We start from the raw sequence: 15,105 nt of genomic DNA on the forward strand, positions 1-15,105 counted from the left end.
AGAGATTCAAATCCTGAATCATGGCAGTGCTGATCTCTTGTCCCCTCAAAATATATTCACTCGGGCAATTTGTTCATTTACTCGTGAAGATACCGATGATTCTATTCGTCAGCAGACTGTCGAGTCATCAATTCCCTCTTCTTTCCATCTCTGCCTTTATTGGTTAATGGGGGTAACACTCAACGAATCAGAAAAACAGCTGCTGAACTTAATGGAGTTCCAAACGCTGAAACAAACGATAGAGCAATCTATCCCTTTCTTAATTCAACAACGGCAGAGCAGCAAACCGCATTTGATTATTGTTGAAGATGTCCATTGGGCCGACGAGGTAATGTTGGCATTTCTTGAGACACTGCTACCTTATATTACAAACACCAATATTTTACTCTTTCTGACGTTTAGGCAGCAAAAACGACTTAGTTCCAAACAATCTTGGTTTGCCAACGTGAATCTAATCGAACTTAGGGAGTTATCATCTGAAGAGTCTTACGAGTTAGCTTGCTCAATCACATGCCAACAGAATAAACATATCAATGACTGTATAAAGCTTGCGAAAGGCCATCCTCTATACTTACGCCAAACACTACTTTGTTCTCAGTTTGATAAAGACGTTCCGGAGTCATTGGAACATTTAGTTTCGATACAATTAGCTCAACTTCCAGCCCAAGATCGCCAAGCACTCTGTACTGCATCTGTGTTGGGGCAGTACTTTCAACTGGAGCAACTGCGTGAAATCACTCGAATTCCCGGCTACGTACCAGATAAGTTAGTCGACGCTGGCTTAGTAAAACTCAATGGCGATCAATACCTTTTCCATCATGATTTGATTTGTAATGCTGTTTTCCGTCAAATAGACAAGTCACAGTGTTCAAAAATACACATGGCCTGCGCAAAATGGTATGAGAACCGAGATCGGTTCTTATATGCAGTCCATATCAATCATGCCAAGGGCGAAGGTGTATTTACTGTTCTTGACCAGACCGCCAAACATTACCTGAGCAATTATCAATTTGAAAAAGCACTGACTCTTATTGAATACGCTATTAAAGAGTCACCTAAAGCACAGATGGCGTATGCACTAAATATGAAAGGAAACTGCCTGTATTCGATGGGACGCATCAAAGAGAGTATTGAGGTTCTTGAGCAAGCGATTCATCACACAGAAAATGATTCTGAACGTGTTCAATACTATTTAGACCTCATTAACCCCTACCGTTTAACCGACAACTTTGTACAAGCGATGTCGATTTTAGACCAAGCCCAAGCCCTGTGCGAAAAGCTGACGTTAAATAAATCTTTGTGTGAAATTCACTCGATGAGAGGTAATATGCTGTTCCCCACTGGGCAGTTAGACGAATGTGAGAAAGAACATTTACTTGCATTAGATTACAGTCAACGAGCAAACTGTTTTCGCGCGAAAGCAAAATCGCTTGGCGGCCTCGGTGATTGTGCCTACGCACAAGGAAAAATGGCTCGCTCATACGAGCACTTAACCGAGTGTTTGCAACTGTGTGAAGAGCATCAGTTGCTTTCGATTGAAACTGCCAATCGCTACATGCTGGCAACAGTGATGATCTATCAACTGCAATCTGACGAAGCACTAAAACAGGCTCAGCATGCCTCGAATCTTGCCTATCTCACGGCAAACCGCCGAGCAGAAATTGTTTCTAGGCTTACGGCTGCATGGATCTTTCTCGACCGTAATGTCTTGGTGCAAGCTGAAAACGAAATCTCGACCGCTCTACAACTTTCAAAACAGCTTAATGCTCATCGATTTGTCGCTTTTCTTTTGGAGTCCAGTGCAAGATTGCACTGGTATCAGGGAAAAGAGGAGAAAGCCCTTTCGGACATCGACACGGCTCTAGATCTTGTTCATATCAATAAGCTACACAATTTTATTGGTCCTTGGCTCGTATCTACCAAGGCACTTATTTGTGGCGATGAATCAACGGCCCTCTCCGCTTTGCGCACTGGTGAGGCTTGGCTAGAATCTACCTGTGTTGGTCATAACTATTTACGCTTTTACCAACAAGGAATCCAAGTAGCGTGGCAGTATAAGCAGCCTACGCTACTTCGAAAATATCGCGATAAGCTGTCTAACTTCACCCAAGAAGATCCGCATCCATGGGGTGATTTTTATATTGAACAAGCGAATCTGATGCTTGCCTTACTCGACCAGTCCAGCTCCGTCTCTGAGTTGTTAAACTTCAATCAGGCCGCGCGTAAGCATCAACTGAATCAGGCTCAAATAAGTGTTGATGAGCTCGACCATTGGCTCTCCACATCTACTCAACCATGAAATATTCAATAAACGAAGAAAGTCGATTAATTGCACCGTCAAGTCATCGTGTTTACTCGATTTACCTCGTCAAACACAGATATTCGAAACCATCGAATATCTGTGTTTTGGCACAGTGTCATCGCTGATGAGATTTATGCTGGCGCAAGATCATTTTGCTCCACCTTAAAGTTCTCGATGCTAGGAACATGCTCAGGCAAAAGTAGAGTAACGCGTTGATTTGCTGCTTCAATCCATTTACCTGAACTATTTTTATATCGATAGAATGCCACGCCTGATTTCCAATCATCATTAAGTAGGAGGTTGAGCGTTACGTTATGAAGATCAGCTCCTAAAGGAGCAATGCCTAGATAAGGCTGGTAGCCCTGCAACGTCACCATGATATGACAATCACGCATCGTGCATTGATAGTTGAAACTACCATTGAGATCAGACACCACATTTAACGGTGGGTTAACGGCCTGAAAGATATGTCCTTTACCCACTATTGATTTGTCTTCGCTGGCCACGAGTAGATTAACATCGAAGCTCACTCCTCCAGGTAAGCCGTTACCAATTTGATAATGAGCAGTAAAAATTGCTTGTGATTCTTTTGAGTCCATTTTCATTGTGTTCTCCAACTGAATTTATTGTCGTTAGTGACCCATTCAATGTAGATAACACGTCATTCTGGTTCAGTATCAATTTAGGCTCAGATCTACTTGACTACATAAATTATCCACGGTCACGCAGATGCCGATCGTTCTTTTCATCAACCAGATATTGTTGCTCTCTCGCTGATGCTTTTGGCGATTTGTACAGAACAACTGATACCAAACTGATATGGTGAATTTATGCATTTGGTTTAATATTTGAACAACTATTCAATACATAAGCCAAATGGAAAAAATAATGGAACATGAATGGATGCAGGGAACTAAAGAAAACCAAGTGGTAGAACAGCACCCTAACCCTCAAATACAACGCCTCGCTGTACTTAGCGCGTACTCAATCTCAGTCAATAATGCCAAACTGTTTATTCAGAAAATGGATAAGTGCGGTTTTCCTAAAGAACGATTACTGACACCTCTTGAAAACACGGTTTCACCGGTTCCCGGTTTGAACCAATATCAAGTCGAGTCACTCATCTTCAATACTCGCTATCAACACCAACCCTTTGTCATTGTCATGTGCGAAAGTACGCAAGAAGTTCAGCAAGCCTATCTAACAGCAACTCAATTCAATCTCCCGATTCGTGTTCGCTCAGGAGGGCATGATCACGCAGGTGAATGCAGTGGTGGCAACGTCATTTTGATTGACGTGAGCAGAATTAAGACCTTCCAATTGTGTGACAATATTGCCACCATTGGTGCTGGCTATCGCTTCTATCAACTGACACCAAAACTTGCAGAGCATGATCGAATGATTGCACATGGAACCTGTGCCACAGTTGGGTTGACTGGCTATATTCAAGGCGGAGGATGGGGCCCTTGGACGCGAAAATACGGCATGTGTTGTGAGCACCTAGTGAGTGCAACCGTGGTATTGGGTGATGGTACGATCACAGAAGTCTCAGCAGAGTCCAACCCTCACCTATTTTGGGCACTAAGAGGCGGCGGAGGCATGAGCTATGGCATTGTTACCGAGCTACGCGTAAAAACATTCCCTTTACCCAAAGAGATCCACCGCTTCGAGCTTCAGTGGAACCTCTATCCAAAAATCAACGGTATGCTTCAGCCAATACCAACGCACCCTACCATAGATGTGCTAAAAAATTGGGAGCAGGCTATAAAAAGCCTCGATACGCCTAAACTTCTTGGCACCAACTTGCAAATTGATGCTCTGCCTGAATCATCTAACCACTGTGATATTGAAACCATCAGCCATCACTGCACCATGTATGGCTACTGGGAAGGAACAGAACAAGATCTTCACCAATTTATAGCCGTTCAATTTGGCGCTTGCTTCCCTGATTTAGTTCAAGTCTATGAAGCACATGGCACTGACTTTGACGGGAAGAAATACGATCACTCCCTGATGAGCACATGGGGGCGCGATTCTTTGTGTCAAAACGGTTCTCCTTTCCCTCCCGATTATGACGCCCCAGCACCTCACAAAATCACTTCGCGATTGGTGTCAGAGCGAGGTCTTAAACCAGAAGGCTATACTGCACTTTTGCAAAGCTTAACTTCACCTTTGATAAAGCCAGAAAACCGCGATCAAGGGCTATTTAGTTACGTAACCTTAGGGGCGATCACTGGCGGTTTTTATCATCACTCAGACGACCTTGAAGACATATCTTTCCCCTACCGCCAGTGTCAATATACAGTCCAATACCAAACCTGGTGGAATGAAGAGATAAAGCAAAAACTAGAACTACAAAATAACCCAGTACTTGTTGATGTAAACAGAGCCATGGACTGGATTGATAAAGCCAGAGAAGCTGATATACCGGGAACCTATGGTGCCTTCATCAGCTTTAAAGATCCGGCAATTCCGACAAGCGTTTATTTTGATCGAAGCTACCGCGACTTAATCGGTATAAAAGAAAAATACGCTAAGGATAAGTTTAATCACCTTAGAACTAATAAGACCATCATTTAACATCAATATGCATCTTAAAAAGCATATATTAACAGAACGTCATTTGGCCGTTCTATCACGTATAGAAATTAAAAAAGAGGAAAAATTATGACAACTAAGGGTTCATTTTACGTTAAAAATAACTCCAACGATAAAATCACCGGATATGTGAGATTTAAAGACTCTCCGGAAATGGAGGTTCATTTCGACTTGAATATTGGCGAACAATCTGAATCTGCTAGTTTTGAATCCGGTGCCGCTACCCATGACTCCTGGTATTACAGTTTCAAAAAGGCAGGTAAAACCTATACTGGGGACAAGTCCTGTGCATACTATGCAAAAGATGAAAATAAAGGCCCCGTCGTTGTAGAAATCTTTAATGATAATTTAAAAATATCTCCACCACTTAGCGGTTCTTGTGAGAAAACTTTATAGCTGCTCACCTGATTCATCACTTCGCCCGAGACAGTTGCACAACTTCTCGGGCAGTTTCATTTCTCGGTATTTGGATTGAAGACTCTCCCCATTTTCAATCACAATCTGAAATTGTTAACTTTATGTTCTCACTTTATATCACCACTGCAAGATAATCGAATAAATACAAATCACTTTTAAAATAAACTTTAAATCTAGAGTAACCAAGATTGAAAAAATAAATATATTATTAATTTCTAAGATCAAAGAGTTTTACTTAATACATCACTTTTTATTTTAACTCTATCAACTGATACTAAACTGCTACTGACGTTTTTTGATTGAATGCTTAACTTAATAGCATGCGCTTATCTCAATGGCTAAAACCATTATTAAAGCGTAATTCTTCTATATCCACGTAATCTCTAAGCATTTGATTCAGAGAGTTTCTTGGATATTCATCATTCAAGATAAACAACGGAAAGCATGGCTATGTGTACAGATGTTAATATCAATTATGGTTGCAACAACCAAACCTTATCCGCTAGAACCATGGAGTTTGCAGTTAACCTTCAGACCGAGATTTGGTTTAGAGCCCAACAAACTTACCAAATTACGACCTTTACTTCCGACGGAAAAGCCGACCGTGTTTTCAATGGTCAGCCGCCAAAACGTCACAGTAAAGAATGTGAGTTTCGAGCAAATTGGCAGGGAGAGTTGAGCTTCATACACTGCAATGCCATTACCCGGTATAATAACCCTCTTTTAACAGCTGATGGCATTAATGAATCTGGCCTTTCTGTTGGGTCACTGTACTTGCCCATTCTCAATCAAAATGTATCGACCTCTCACATCCCTGATGATGCCTTTGCATTAGGCAGCGGCCTGTTTGGTACTTTTATCTTGTCTACGTTTAATACTGTGGACGAGATGGTGACCTACTTCACCACCCACCCCGTTTACGTGTTTAACTCGACTATTTCAACTGGTGAAACAGAGAGTGACAACATGGCTTTGGACCAGCATTTCGTGATTCACGATGCAAATAATGACAGTGCCGTCATTGAGTTTCTTAACGGTAATATGCATATCTATCGAGCATTCAAAGAAAGCGATATGTTCAGCAAAGAGGAAAATCAGCAAGCACGCTATCAATGTACCGAATACGACTTTGATGATTATAAAGTGGTTGTGGACCACTCCTATGTTGGAGTAATGACTAACTGCCCAAATTACCATTGGCATGTCAATCACCTCTCTTATTTTTCCAATTTGCGCAACTACAACCCAGAACCGAACAATGAAGCAACCATGCAACGTCATGTCCAAGTGCCTGGCCCACTTCAATCAATCAATGGCGCTGGCTTGATGGGTCTACCCGCCGACCCAACACCGCCGTCTCGATTTGTACAAACCTATGCAATTAAGCAGTTAAGCGAACAACCAACTAACTTCGACGAAGCCTTCTCACTCGGACAAAAGCTACTTAATCGCGTTGATATACCTTTGGGCATCATGGCGAATGAGTTTGAGACATCCGATAACCCTGAAGTCTTTTTTAGTGATATTACCCAATGGAGCGTTATTAGACATAACAGTCATCAATCACCCGCGTTCTATCTGCGTACTTACGGAGACATGACTTGGCGAGTCGCTAATGTCAAAGACTATATTGGGTTAAATAGAGACTGTCAGATTTCAAGCGTTTTACAGCTCATGCCAGTTACAACATCATTACCGTTTGAACAAGTCGAATCTCGACCAACTATTAAAATCGCTTAGAGTTAATTTTGAAGCGCAAACAAATGAGAAGCAAAAAGCCAGAGTAAGAAATCAATCTCACTCTGGCTCATAGCTGCATATAGTATAGTTTTATCTGCTATAGATATAACGTATGGTTGCTTTTACACTTGTTACATTCAGTCGATTTACTCTTTACCGAACACGTTGTTCTCTTGTTCTTGAACGCGGATGAATGTAGTACGCTTGGTTAGCTCTTTAAGCTTTGCTGCACCCACGTATGTACAAGTTGAGCGAACGCCGCCAAGGATGTCTTGAATAGTGCCGTGAACGCTACCGCGGTATGGCAATAATACGGTTTTACCTTCGGCCGCACGGTAGCCAGCGACACCACCTGAGTGCTTATCCATCGCGCTCTTCGACGACATGCCATAGAATTTCATGAACTTCTCGCCGTCTTTCTCGATCACTTCGCCGCCTGACTCTTCGTGACCCGCTAGCATCCCGCCTAGCATTACGAAATCCGCGCCACCACCGAATGCTTTCGCTACGTCACCCGCACAAGAACAGCCACCGTCACCGACGATCATGCCACCAAGGCCGTGCGCTGCATCACCACACTCGATGATTGCAGAAAGCTGCGGGTAACCAACACCCGTTTTTACACGAGTTGTACATACAGAGCCTGGGCCGATACCCACTTTAACGATGTCTGCACCAGCTAGGATTAGCTCTTCACACATATCACCAGTAACCACGTTGCCTGCAGAAATGACCTTGTCTGGGAACTCAGCTCGCACGCGTTCAACATACTCGACCAAATGCTCTGAGTAACCATTAGCAATGTCGATACAAATGAAAATAAATTCATCTGAAAGCGCCATGATGTCTTTGGTTTTTTGGAAGTCTGCGTCAGATGTTCCCGTAGACACCATAACGTTATTCATGGTTACTTTATCTGCTGATTTAGCAAACTCAGCCCAATCTTCTACCGTGTAATGTTTGTGAACAGCGGTCATTACACCATGCTCAGCCAGCGCTTTAGCCATTGCAAAGCTACCAACCGAATCCATGTTTGCTGCGATTACTGGCACACCAGACCATTGACGACCACTATGCTTGAATGTAAAATCGCGGGTTAAATTTACTTGAGAACGGCTCTTAAGGGTAGAACGTTTCGGGCGAAACAGTACATCTTTAAAACCTAACTTAAGTTCTTGTTCGATACGCATTGTGTAATTCCTTGATTCATATGTATATGTGTCATTCCAGAGTGCGTAGTGATTTCGTTGGCAGACGAGTTCACTGTTCTTCGGACACAAAAAAACCGGAGCGTTGGCAGACGCTCCGGTTTTCAGCATTATAGGCTGTGATTTATTTCCTACAAGTCTGATATTTGAATTTTTTTTGTGATACCATCTTGAAAATCGCATATCAAAAACGCTCCCCAAGTCACCAAAACCTCTTATTATTTATAACTATCAACAACTTGAGAAAGCACTTGAGTTAACCTATTGCGCAAACCTTTGCGTCATATCTTAAAAATTAAAACGCATCACCTCTCAAACCTGCCTAAAACTCAATCACCTAATACTAAGATGCCCTGCTAATTCGTAAAACAGTACTCAAAAAAATCGACCAATTTTCTCAGCAATGCATGAAATCTAATTAATTTCGATAGAGCTCTTGGGTGATAGCGGTACGAAGAGTGCTAACGACATCACTTGCCAAAAGACCAATTTGACCATTCTGACTCACGTTTATATCAGCAGCATGACTGTGAAGTACCACACCTAAACGTGCGGCAACAGAAATTGGTAAACCTTTGGCTAGTAATGCACCAATGACTCCAGATAACACATCTCCCATTCCCCCCGTCGCCATTCCGGCGTTACCCGCTAGACAGACGTACATTCTCGTTCCATCGTAAATAAGTGTCCCCGCGCCTTTTAAAACCACTACACCGCCATAACGCTCTTGCAGTTGTCTTGCAGCAGAGTATCGGTCACTTTCTATTTGTTGAATGGTTACATTTAGTAGTCGAGCAGCCTCTCCAGGATGCGGCGTGATCACTCGATGGTTGTCGTACACCAGAGTGCCATCGCATCGCTGGCTCAGCATCGCTAGAATATTGAGGCCATCAGCATCAACAACTTTAGGTTTCTGCTCTTGAGCCAGATATTGATAGGCTTGATAAGCCCACTCATCATCTCCAAAGCCAGGACCAAACACGAATACGTCAGCCCAGCGAATGCGTTTAGTTAAGTCGTTCTCAGTATCCCTGAGTAAGTCAGCGGTGATGCTCTGGCTCATTACTTCTGGGCAACCAACCTGCAGTGGAATAAGGCTACTCGTGTGAGTAATTGCGGCAGTTAAACCCGCTCCGGCTCTAATCGCAGCGGAGGAACATAAACGAATCGCTCCAGACATCCCTTGGTTGCCACCAACACAAAGCAACTTCCCGTTGTCACCTTTATGGACCGTTGGATTTGGCTTGGGCATTAATCTTGAAACAACCTGATGATCAATACCTAATGCACTTTCTACTTCGATAGTATCAAACTTAGTATTGACGCCTAAACCACAAAAGTAGAGCTCGCCAACTCGATCTCTCGCTTGTCCAGTGCATAAGCCTTGCTTAACCCCAATGAAGGTTACAGTATGCTCGGCACGAATAGCATCACCTAAAACTGCACCTGTATTAGCACACAGACCAGAAGGAACGTCGACTGCAATCACAGGGGTATGAATTTGATTAATTTGGTCAATATAGCGACGATACTCCGAACGAACCTCACCGCTTAAACCAGTGCCTAACATGGCATCGATGATCACATCTGCTTCTAGCAATGCGGTATTCCATTCATCCCAATCATTGTTAACACCGTCGATTGACTGCCAGTCTTGGTATGCGCGCAAAGCATCACCTTTTAGCACAGATACATCACCAATTTGGAAAACATGTACATTGAGTTGAGCTTGTTTCGCAAGAGATGCAAATACGTAACCATCGCCACCGTTATTCCCTTTACCGCAAATCACTAAGATATTTTTTGATTTAGGATACAGATGTAAAAAGCGCTCATACACGGCCATACCAGCGCGTTGCATTAAGCTATACATAGAAACACCAGCCATTTGCGCAGCCAGCGTTTCACCGTTTTTTACTTGCTCTGCGGTGTAGAGTTTTAGAGCGAGATTAAAGTCCATATTCACGTTCTACGCATTGGGAAACACAATTATAAGTATACAAAAAAGCCAAGGCGGACCTTGGCTTTTGAGAAAGTTTTTTATCGCTATTGATTCTGAGACATCAGAGCTTCAGCCGTCGCGTCTTGTATAGACAAAAACAACGAGTTGATTTTTCCAGTCGGTGTGCGCATTGGGTTCAACGTAACATTCTGGTACATAAACTCCGCTTGCTGCGTAACTGGTCGAACATTGCGACAGCAGAATAAGTAAGGTCGTTGTCGCCATGTGATGAAGCTGCGACAGCCTAGGTCATACACTGGTTTTGTTTTTAATTTAAACCACTCCTGTGGGATTTCAGGGAAGATATCAAATATAGAACGACCTATCGCATCATGAGACTGCAAACCACTGTGATGAGTCATAAACCCATTCCAGACCTGTACATTGTAATCTCGATCAATGACCACTAAGCCCATGTCGACGTTTTGTACCATATCCACCATCCAATGGAATTGTTCAAACTCTGCTGGCATATTCAACATTAGAACTCCTCCATTAGATAAGACAGTTTGTTATCAAGCAGCGGCAAGGATTCATCCACAAACATAAACAACAAGTCACAACGAATCGACGTTCCTTCAATGTTGTAGCTCACTTCGAATGTCATCGTGCGGCTGAATGCTCCAGTTGTAGATTCAATGATCGAGTCAATTGAGATATGCTGACCAAGGAGTACTGGTGGACTTTGGAAGAATCGGACTTCAGACTGCTCGCCTAAACCATTTAAGAACGACCCCACCAAAATATTAGAAATATCCATTAGCAGCTCAAGCTCTTCTAGCTCTTCGCTGTCTGCTGGTACTTTCATCAACTTTTTGAGATCAGATACGCTTGAATCACTCAAAATCACTAGCGCTTCGCCAGCAATACCTTCGCCACAAAATCCCTGACAAACACCCGATACGTTGTCATGCGACGCCAAGTCGCGTAGGGCCATGTGAAGTTCGCTCACTTCAAAGATATTGACGTTCGGCAGAGGTAGTTGCACAAACACATCAAAGTGACGCGCCAACGCATCGGCTGCTCGACCAATTGAAACGTTAGCCACTTCCATGTAAATATCGCGACGACGTAAAATCGGTAACTCAATAGAGACAGGCGTGATAATTTGAGGACGAGGTTCTGGCTCGACCAACTCTTTAAGCGCCTTCTTGAGTTCATCTTTGGCGATCGGTTTTTGAATAAACGCTTTTGCACCCAGTGCGAACACGCGCTCTTTCGCTTTAGGTTGGATATCCCCCGACACCACAACCACCGGAGTTTTATCCCCTAACCGTTGCATGTGCTCTAGTGTTTCAAAGCCATCCATTTCTGGCATGGTCAAATCAAGAAACATCAATTTAAACTCGTTTTTTTCGAGTTCTTCTAGCGCGTTTTTTCCGTGGATAGCAAACGTAATATCGGCATTCAATGTGGCTGGTAGTGATCTCGCCATCTGTTTGCGTGCTAACGCTGAATCATCACAGATGAGTACGGGAAAAGACATTCAATCACCTTTTTATATTCCACAATCTGCGCCGGAGTCTAACAGATTGTTACAGCATGTAATACGAGAAAACTGACGAGTTTTTTATTTCTTTATTATTCAATAAGCATACGCAATATGAATGAATGAGTGAACAAAATGACTAAAAAGCAAGCATCACATTCGCTGTTTAGTGACATAAAACAAACATGGGTAAAACTCCTCCACCAAAAGTAAGCAAAAAGTTGCAGCTAACATCCAAAGCCCATTTTTGCTCGAATTTCATTCTTTCCATTTCCATAATGGGTAAACAGTAACGCGCTAAAACTAAAAAGGCACCCTGCTAGAGGATGCCTTTAATAACAATTTCATCGATAAGATATCAATTCTATGGCACACCATGACCTTTAGAAGCCACCCATACGCGATACCATTGCTCTCGAGTAAGTTCGATGTTCAATGCATTAACTGCAGTTTTCACACGCTCGATTTTACCAGAGCCAATGATTGGAATAGGGTTAGATGGCAAACGACGTACCCAAGCATAAATTACTTGGTCAATACTCGCTGCGCCAACTTCTTCACGAATTGCTTCTAATTCGTTACGGACACGAACAGCTTGCTCACTGTCACCACTAAAAATTGAACCACCACCGAGGCAAGACCAAGCCATTGGTCGCGTGCGCAACATTTGCATTTGATCAAGCGTTCCATCGTGAGCAACCTCAAAGTTAAGTGGGTTGATTTCCACTTGGTTAGTAACCAACGGCTTACCTAAGCGAGATTGCAGCAGTTCAAACTGGCGTGGAGTGAAGTTAGACACGCCAAAGTGCTTCACTTTGCCGACTTTATGAAGCTCAGAAAATGCTTCTGCAACCTCGTCTGCATCCATTAACACGTCAGGACGATGAATTAAAAGTACGTCGATTTCATCCACATTCAAACGTTCTAGCGAGTTATTCACCGATTGGTAGATATGTGCTGAGCTCGTGTCGTAGTGATTGATCTTACGCTCTGGCGTTTTATCGCCACACAAATTGATGTCGCATTTCGTCACGATCTGAATTTGCTCACGAACACTCTTGTCTAAAGCTAGCGCTTCACCAAACAACGCCTCACACTCGTAATTGCCGTAGATGTCGGCGTGATCGACCGTCGTAATGCCTAACTCAATGTGTTGCTTAAGAAATGACAAACGCTCTTGAGCCGTCATTCCCCACTCAACTGCACGCCAATATCCTTGAACCAGCTCTGAGAACTCTGGGCCTTTTGGTGCAGTTACTACTTTTGCAACCATGGGTTTTCTCCTTCAATTGATCTGCATTCATCGTAGTCTTGTTTTCGTACCGGCTCAACGGGTAAACTTTCGCAATTCGAACTGGAGTACGAAATATGTCTTTTGCCCAACGCCTAGCCACCCTGATCGGAGAAGAAAGCATCAGCGGGTTCGCTCGACGCGTCGATGTGTCTGAAGCTTTAATACGCAAATACCTTAAAGGCAGTGAACCTAGCCTAACCAAAGCAAATCAAATTGCAATGCGCGCCAATTGCTCTCTCGAATGGTTAGCAACGGGATGTGGTTATTTATATCGCCGTGCTGAAGTCGTGGATATGGATGCGTACAAACTTGCCTTTCAACACGTTATGAATCAGCCGTTGTCAGACGATGCAGAAGAGCTACACCGCAAGCTAATCGCAGGCTATCAATACCTGCGCGCTCACAAAAAATCGGATGGTTTTTTGGATGAATCAGCAATGGCGACCTTCCTATCTCTCCATAAAGAATCTAAAAACGAGTCACTTTGACCTCGATAATTTCGCCATCACTGCGCAATTGCACATTTAAGGACGGTGATGGCGTCAGAAACTCGTCCGGTTTTACCCAAAGCAAACTTCGAATCGTTTCTTGTGGATAGCGGTTCATCAACAAAATAACTTCTTTATCGACAAGCTCGGAAGATTTCTTTTCCAGAGCTTCAACGACATCATAGTGTTCTTTTCCGATAGTGACTCTGCGTAAAACTAACCCATCCTTTCTTAAGTTGAGAAGTAAGTCATTCAGACGCTGCCACTCGTATTCAGTGAGAAACGAGAACTGAGCACTTTCTCTTCTCAAAACCACTTCACCATACAAGTGCTGCTGGTAGTACGAAAAATCATCCAAACAAAATGCGCTGATAAACGTTGAATTGTCTAGCAGCTGCACTTCGCAACTATACCAGCTCCCACTTTTTTCTATACGTTCTTTTAGATTGGAATATGGCACAGCTGACAACGTGTCTTGCCACCAGCTCGGCGTTGAAAGTGCCGGAAACGTTACCGAACAACAACATAAAGAAAGTAAGAGTCGAAGATAAAAGCGCATGCACTGCTCTAGTTGGTTGACATCGAACCAAGACATTACTAACTGCAAGAAAATGTTCAAGAGAAAAATAGTGGCAGGTGGCGATGAAAGTTATGGTGATGAAAGTTATAACGCAGAAATTAAGAAGGCGCACATGTGCGTGCGCCTCTACCTCGTTACTCAATCGTGAGTGTGCGAATCGGTGATGTCTATTGATGCATCCCGAACATAAAACGAGGACTTACCGTAGGGTTTGAATCCATCCAAATTGTGTGTAAAACCTCACATCCCTCCTTCTGAAGCAGTCATGTTGCTTTACATTTAAAGCATGGTTCATTTTTCTCAAAAAACAAGTTTTTTATCCTAAATTATGAGAGCAATAGCACAATCTGAGTGAATGAATAATATCGCGACACTTCGAACACTCAATAGTGAAAAGCTAAATTGCATCTTTATTGATTAGGTCTAGACTCTGCGAAGCGTATACTTTCTTTCGTCCCTTCCCCCCAGCAACAGGAGAGCTTTTTAATGACCAAACGCGAGAGAATTGTGAAATCTGTGTTGGCGCACGTACCGAAAGATGCGATTAACCAGTTTGTCTCTCGAGGGTCAACACCATTTTCTGTTCTCATTATGGCCGCCATTGTGGGTACGTTGGCTGGTTTTGTCGGTACGTATTTCGAGCTTGCCGTTCATTTCGTTTCTGAAACACGAACAGAATGGTTAAGAAGCGAAATTGGTAATGTTCTACCGTTGTGGCTGGCAGCGGTTCTCATTAGCGCACTTTTAGCTTTTATTGGCTATTTTCTTGTGCACCGCTTTGCGCCAGAAGCGGCAGGTTCTGGTATTCCTGAAATCGAAGGGGCAATGGATAATATTCGTCCAGTGCGCTGGTGGCGAGTTCTACCAGTAAAATTCTTCGGCGGCATGGGCGCACTTGGCTCAGGTATGGTGCTGGGTCGTGAAGGCCCAACCGTTCAAATGGGGGGCGCTGTTGGTCGAATGGTGACCGATATATTCCGGGTAAAG

General features: G+C 43.3%; 13 protein-coding genes. 6 read left to right on the forward strand and 7 right to left on the reverse strand.

From position 1 onward, the window contains the following. A partial coding sequence (locus IQR33_RS11035; RefSeq protein WP_193843700.1) for an ATP-binding protein occupies positions 1-2,299 on the forward strand: 2,299 nt, incomplete at its 5' end. Between the two features lie 134 nt (positions 2,300-2,433). Here the strand turns inward: IQR33_RS11035 and IQR33_RS11040 are convergent. After that, a complete protein-coding gene (locus tag IQR33_RS11040; RefSeq protein ID WP_005373450.1) occupies positions 2,434-2,907 on the reverse strand; it encodes a DUF1842 domain-containing protein in 474 nt (157 codons plus the stop codon). A gap of 283 nt (positions 2,908-3,190) precedes the next feature. Between IQR33_RS11040 and IQR33_RS11045 the strand changes: the two genes are divergently transcribed. From IQR33_RS11045 to IQR33_RS11055, 3 genes are all read left to right on the forward strand, one after another. Continuing rightward, positions 3,191-4,882 carry an FAD-binding oxidoreductase gene (locus IQR33_RS11045; RefSeq protein ID WP_193837928.1) on the forward strand — a complete coding sequence of 564 codons (1,692 nt, stop codon included), beginning with the start codon at positions 3,191-3,193 and terminating at the stop codon, positions 4,880-4,882. Between the two features lie 87 nt (positions 4,883-4,969). Beyond that, positions 4,970-5,296: a hypothetical protein gene (locus IQR33_RS11050; protein WP_005373454.1), complete on the forward strand. Its 327-nt coding sequence runs from the start codon at positions 4,970-4,972 to the stop codon at positions 5,294-5,296. Between the two features lie 471 nt (positions 5,297-5,767). Then, a complete protein-coding gene (locus tag IQR33_RS11055) occupies positions 5,768-7,057 on the forward strand; it encodes a linear amide C-N hydrolase (protein WP_017635214.1) in 1,290 nt (429 codons plus the stop codon). 146 nt (positions 7,058-7,203) lie between these two features. On the opposite strand, the gene IQR33_RS11060 is transcribed toward IQR33_RS11055, so the two are convergent. From IQR33_RS11060 to IQR33_RS11080, 5 genes are all read right to left on the reverse strand, one after another. Further along, complete coding sequence (locus IQR33_RS11060; RefSeq protein ID WP_005373458.1) at positions 7,204-8,247, reverse strand: GMP reductase; 1,044 nt, start codon at positions 8,245-8,247, stop codon at positions 7,204-7,206. A gap of 436 nt (positions 8,248-8,683) precedes the next feature. Further along, positions 8,684-10,225: a bifunctional ADP-dependent NAD(P)H-hydrate dehydratase/NAD(P)H-hydrate epimerase gene (locus tag IQR33_RS11065; protein ID WP_017635213.1), complete on the reverse strand. Its 1,542-nt coding sequence runs from the start codon at positions 10,223-10,225 to the stop codon at positions 8,684-8,686. Between the two features lie 86 nt (positions 10,226-10,311). Further along, entirely contained in the window at positions 10,312-10,749 is a 438-nt protein-coding gene (locus IQR33_RS11070; protein ID WP_005373463.1) for a PAS domain-containing protein, read from the reverse strand. Beyond that, on the reverse strand, positions 10,749-11,753 hold the full coding sequence (locus IQR33_RS11075; RefSeq protein WP_005373466.1) for a response regulator: 1,005 nt from the start codon (positions 11,751-11,753) through the stop codon (positions 10,749-10,751). Before IQR33_RS11075 ends, IQR33_RS11070 begins: the two co-directional genes overlap by 1 nt. Positions 11,754-12,120: 367 nt before the next feature. After that, entirely contained in the window at positions 12,121-13,029 is a 909-nt protein-coding gene (locus tag IQR33_RS11080; protein ID WP_193837927.1) for an aldo/keto reductase, read from the reverse strand. A gap of 95 nt (positions 13,030-13,124) precedes the next feature. On the opposite strand from IQR33_RS11080, the gene IQR33_RS11085 reads away from it, so the two are divergent. Beyond that, complete coding sequence (locus IQR33_RS11085; protein WP_005387686.1) at positions 13,125-13,538, forward strand: helix-turn-helix domain-containing protein; 414 nt, start codon at positions 13,125-13,127, stop codon at positions 13,536-13,538. Here IQR33_RS11085 and IQR33_RS11090 read toward each other — a convergent pair. Further along, positions 13,519-14,133 carry a hypothetical protein gene (locus IQR33_RS11090; protein ID WP_225466132.1) on the reverse strand — a complete coding sequence of 205 codons (615 nt, stop codon included), beginning with the start codon at positions 14,131-14,133 and terminating at the stop codon, positions 13,519-13,521. The genes IQR33_RS11085 and IQR33_RS11090 overlap by 20 nt on opposite strands. A 471-nt stretch (positions 14,134-14,604) precedes the next feature. Here IQR33_RS11090 and IQR33_RS32830 point away from each other — a divergent pair. Then, positions 14,605-15,105 (forward strand): chloride channel protein (locus IQR33_RS32830; RefSeq protein WP_228013859.1); only part of this gene is annotated, 501 nt, incomplete at its 3' end.

This window comes from Vibrio sp. OPT46 (genome assembly GCF_015163535.1).
Lineage (GTDB): Bacteria > Pseudomonadota > Gammaproteobacteria > Enterobacterales > Vibrionaceae > Vibrio > Vibrio alginolyticus.

Bases quoted from the DNA above. Each gene is read 5' to 3' on its own strand.
- IQR33_RS11040 (WP_005373450.1), bottom strand. From the start codon at position 2,907: ATGAAAATGGACTCAAAAGAATCACAAGCAATTTTTACTGCTCATTAT.
- IQR33_RS11045 (WP_193837928.1), top strand. From the start codon at position 3,191: ATGGAACATGAATGGATGCAGGGAACTAAAGAAAACCAAGTGGTAGAA.
- IQR33_RS11050 (WP_005373454.1), top strand. From the start codon at position 4,970: ATGACAACTAAGGGTTCATTTTACGTTAAAAATAACTCCAACGATAAA.
- IQR33_RS11055 (WP_017635214.1), top strand. From the start codon at position 5,768: ATGTGTACAGATGTTAATATCAATTATGGTTGCAACAACCAAACCTTA.
- IQR33_RS11060 (WP_005373458.1), bottom strand. From the start codon at position 8,247: ATGCGTATCGAACAAGAACTTAAGTTAGGTTTTAAAGATGTACTGTTT.
- IQR33_RS11065 (WP_017635213.1), bottom strand. From the start codon at position 10,225: ATGGACTTTAATCTCGCTCTAAAACTCTACACCGCAGAGCAAGTAAAA.
- IQR33_RS11070 (WP_005373463.1), bottom strand. From the start codon at position 10,749: ATGTTGAATATGCCAGCAGAGTTTGAACAATTCCATTGGATGGTGGAT.
- IQR33_RS11075 (WP_005373466.1), bottom strand. From the start codon at position 11,753: ATGTCTTTTCCCGTACTCATCTGTGATGATTCAGCGTTAGCACGCAAA.
- IQR33_RS11080 (WP_193837927.1), bottom strand. From the start codon at position 13,029: ATGGTTGCAAAAGTAGTAACTGCACCAAAAGGCCCAGAGTTCTCAGAG.
- IQR33_RS11085 (WP_005387686.1), top strand. From the start codon at position 13,125: ATGTCTTTTGCCCAACGCCTAGCCACCCTGATCGGAGAAGAAAGCATC.
- IQR33_RS11090 (WP_225466132.1), bottom strand. From the start codon at position 14,133: ATGTCTTGGTTCGATGTCAACCAACTAGAGCAGTGCATGCGCTTTTAT.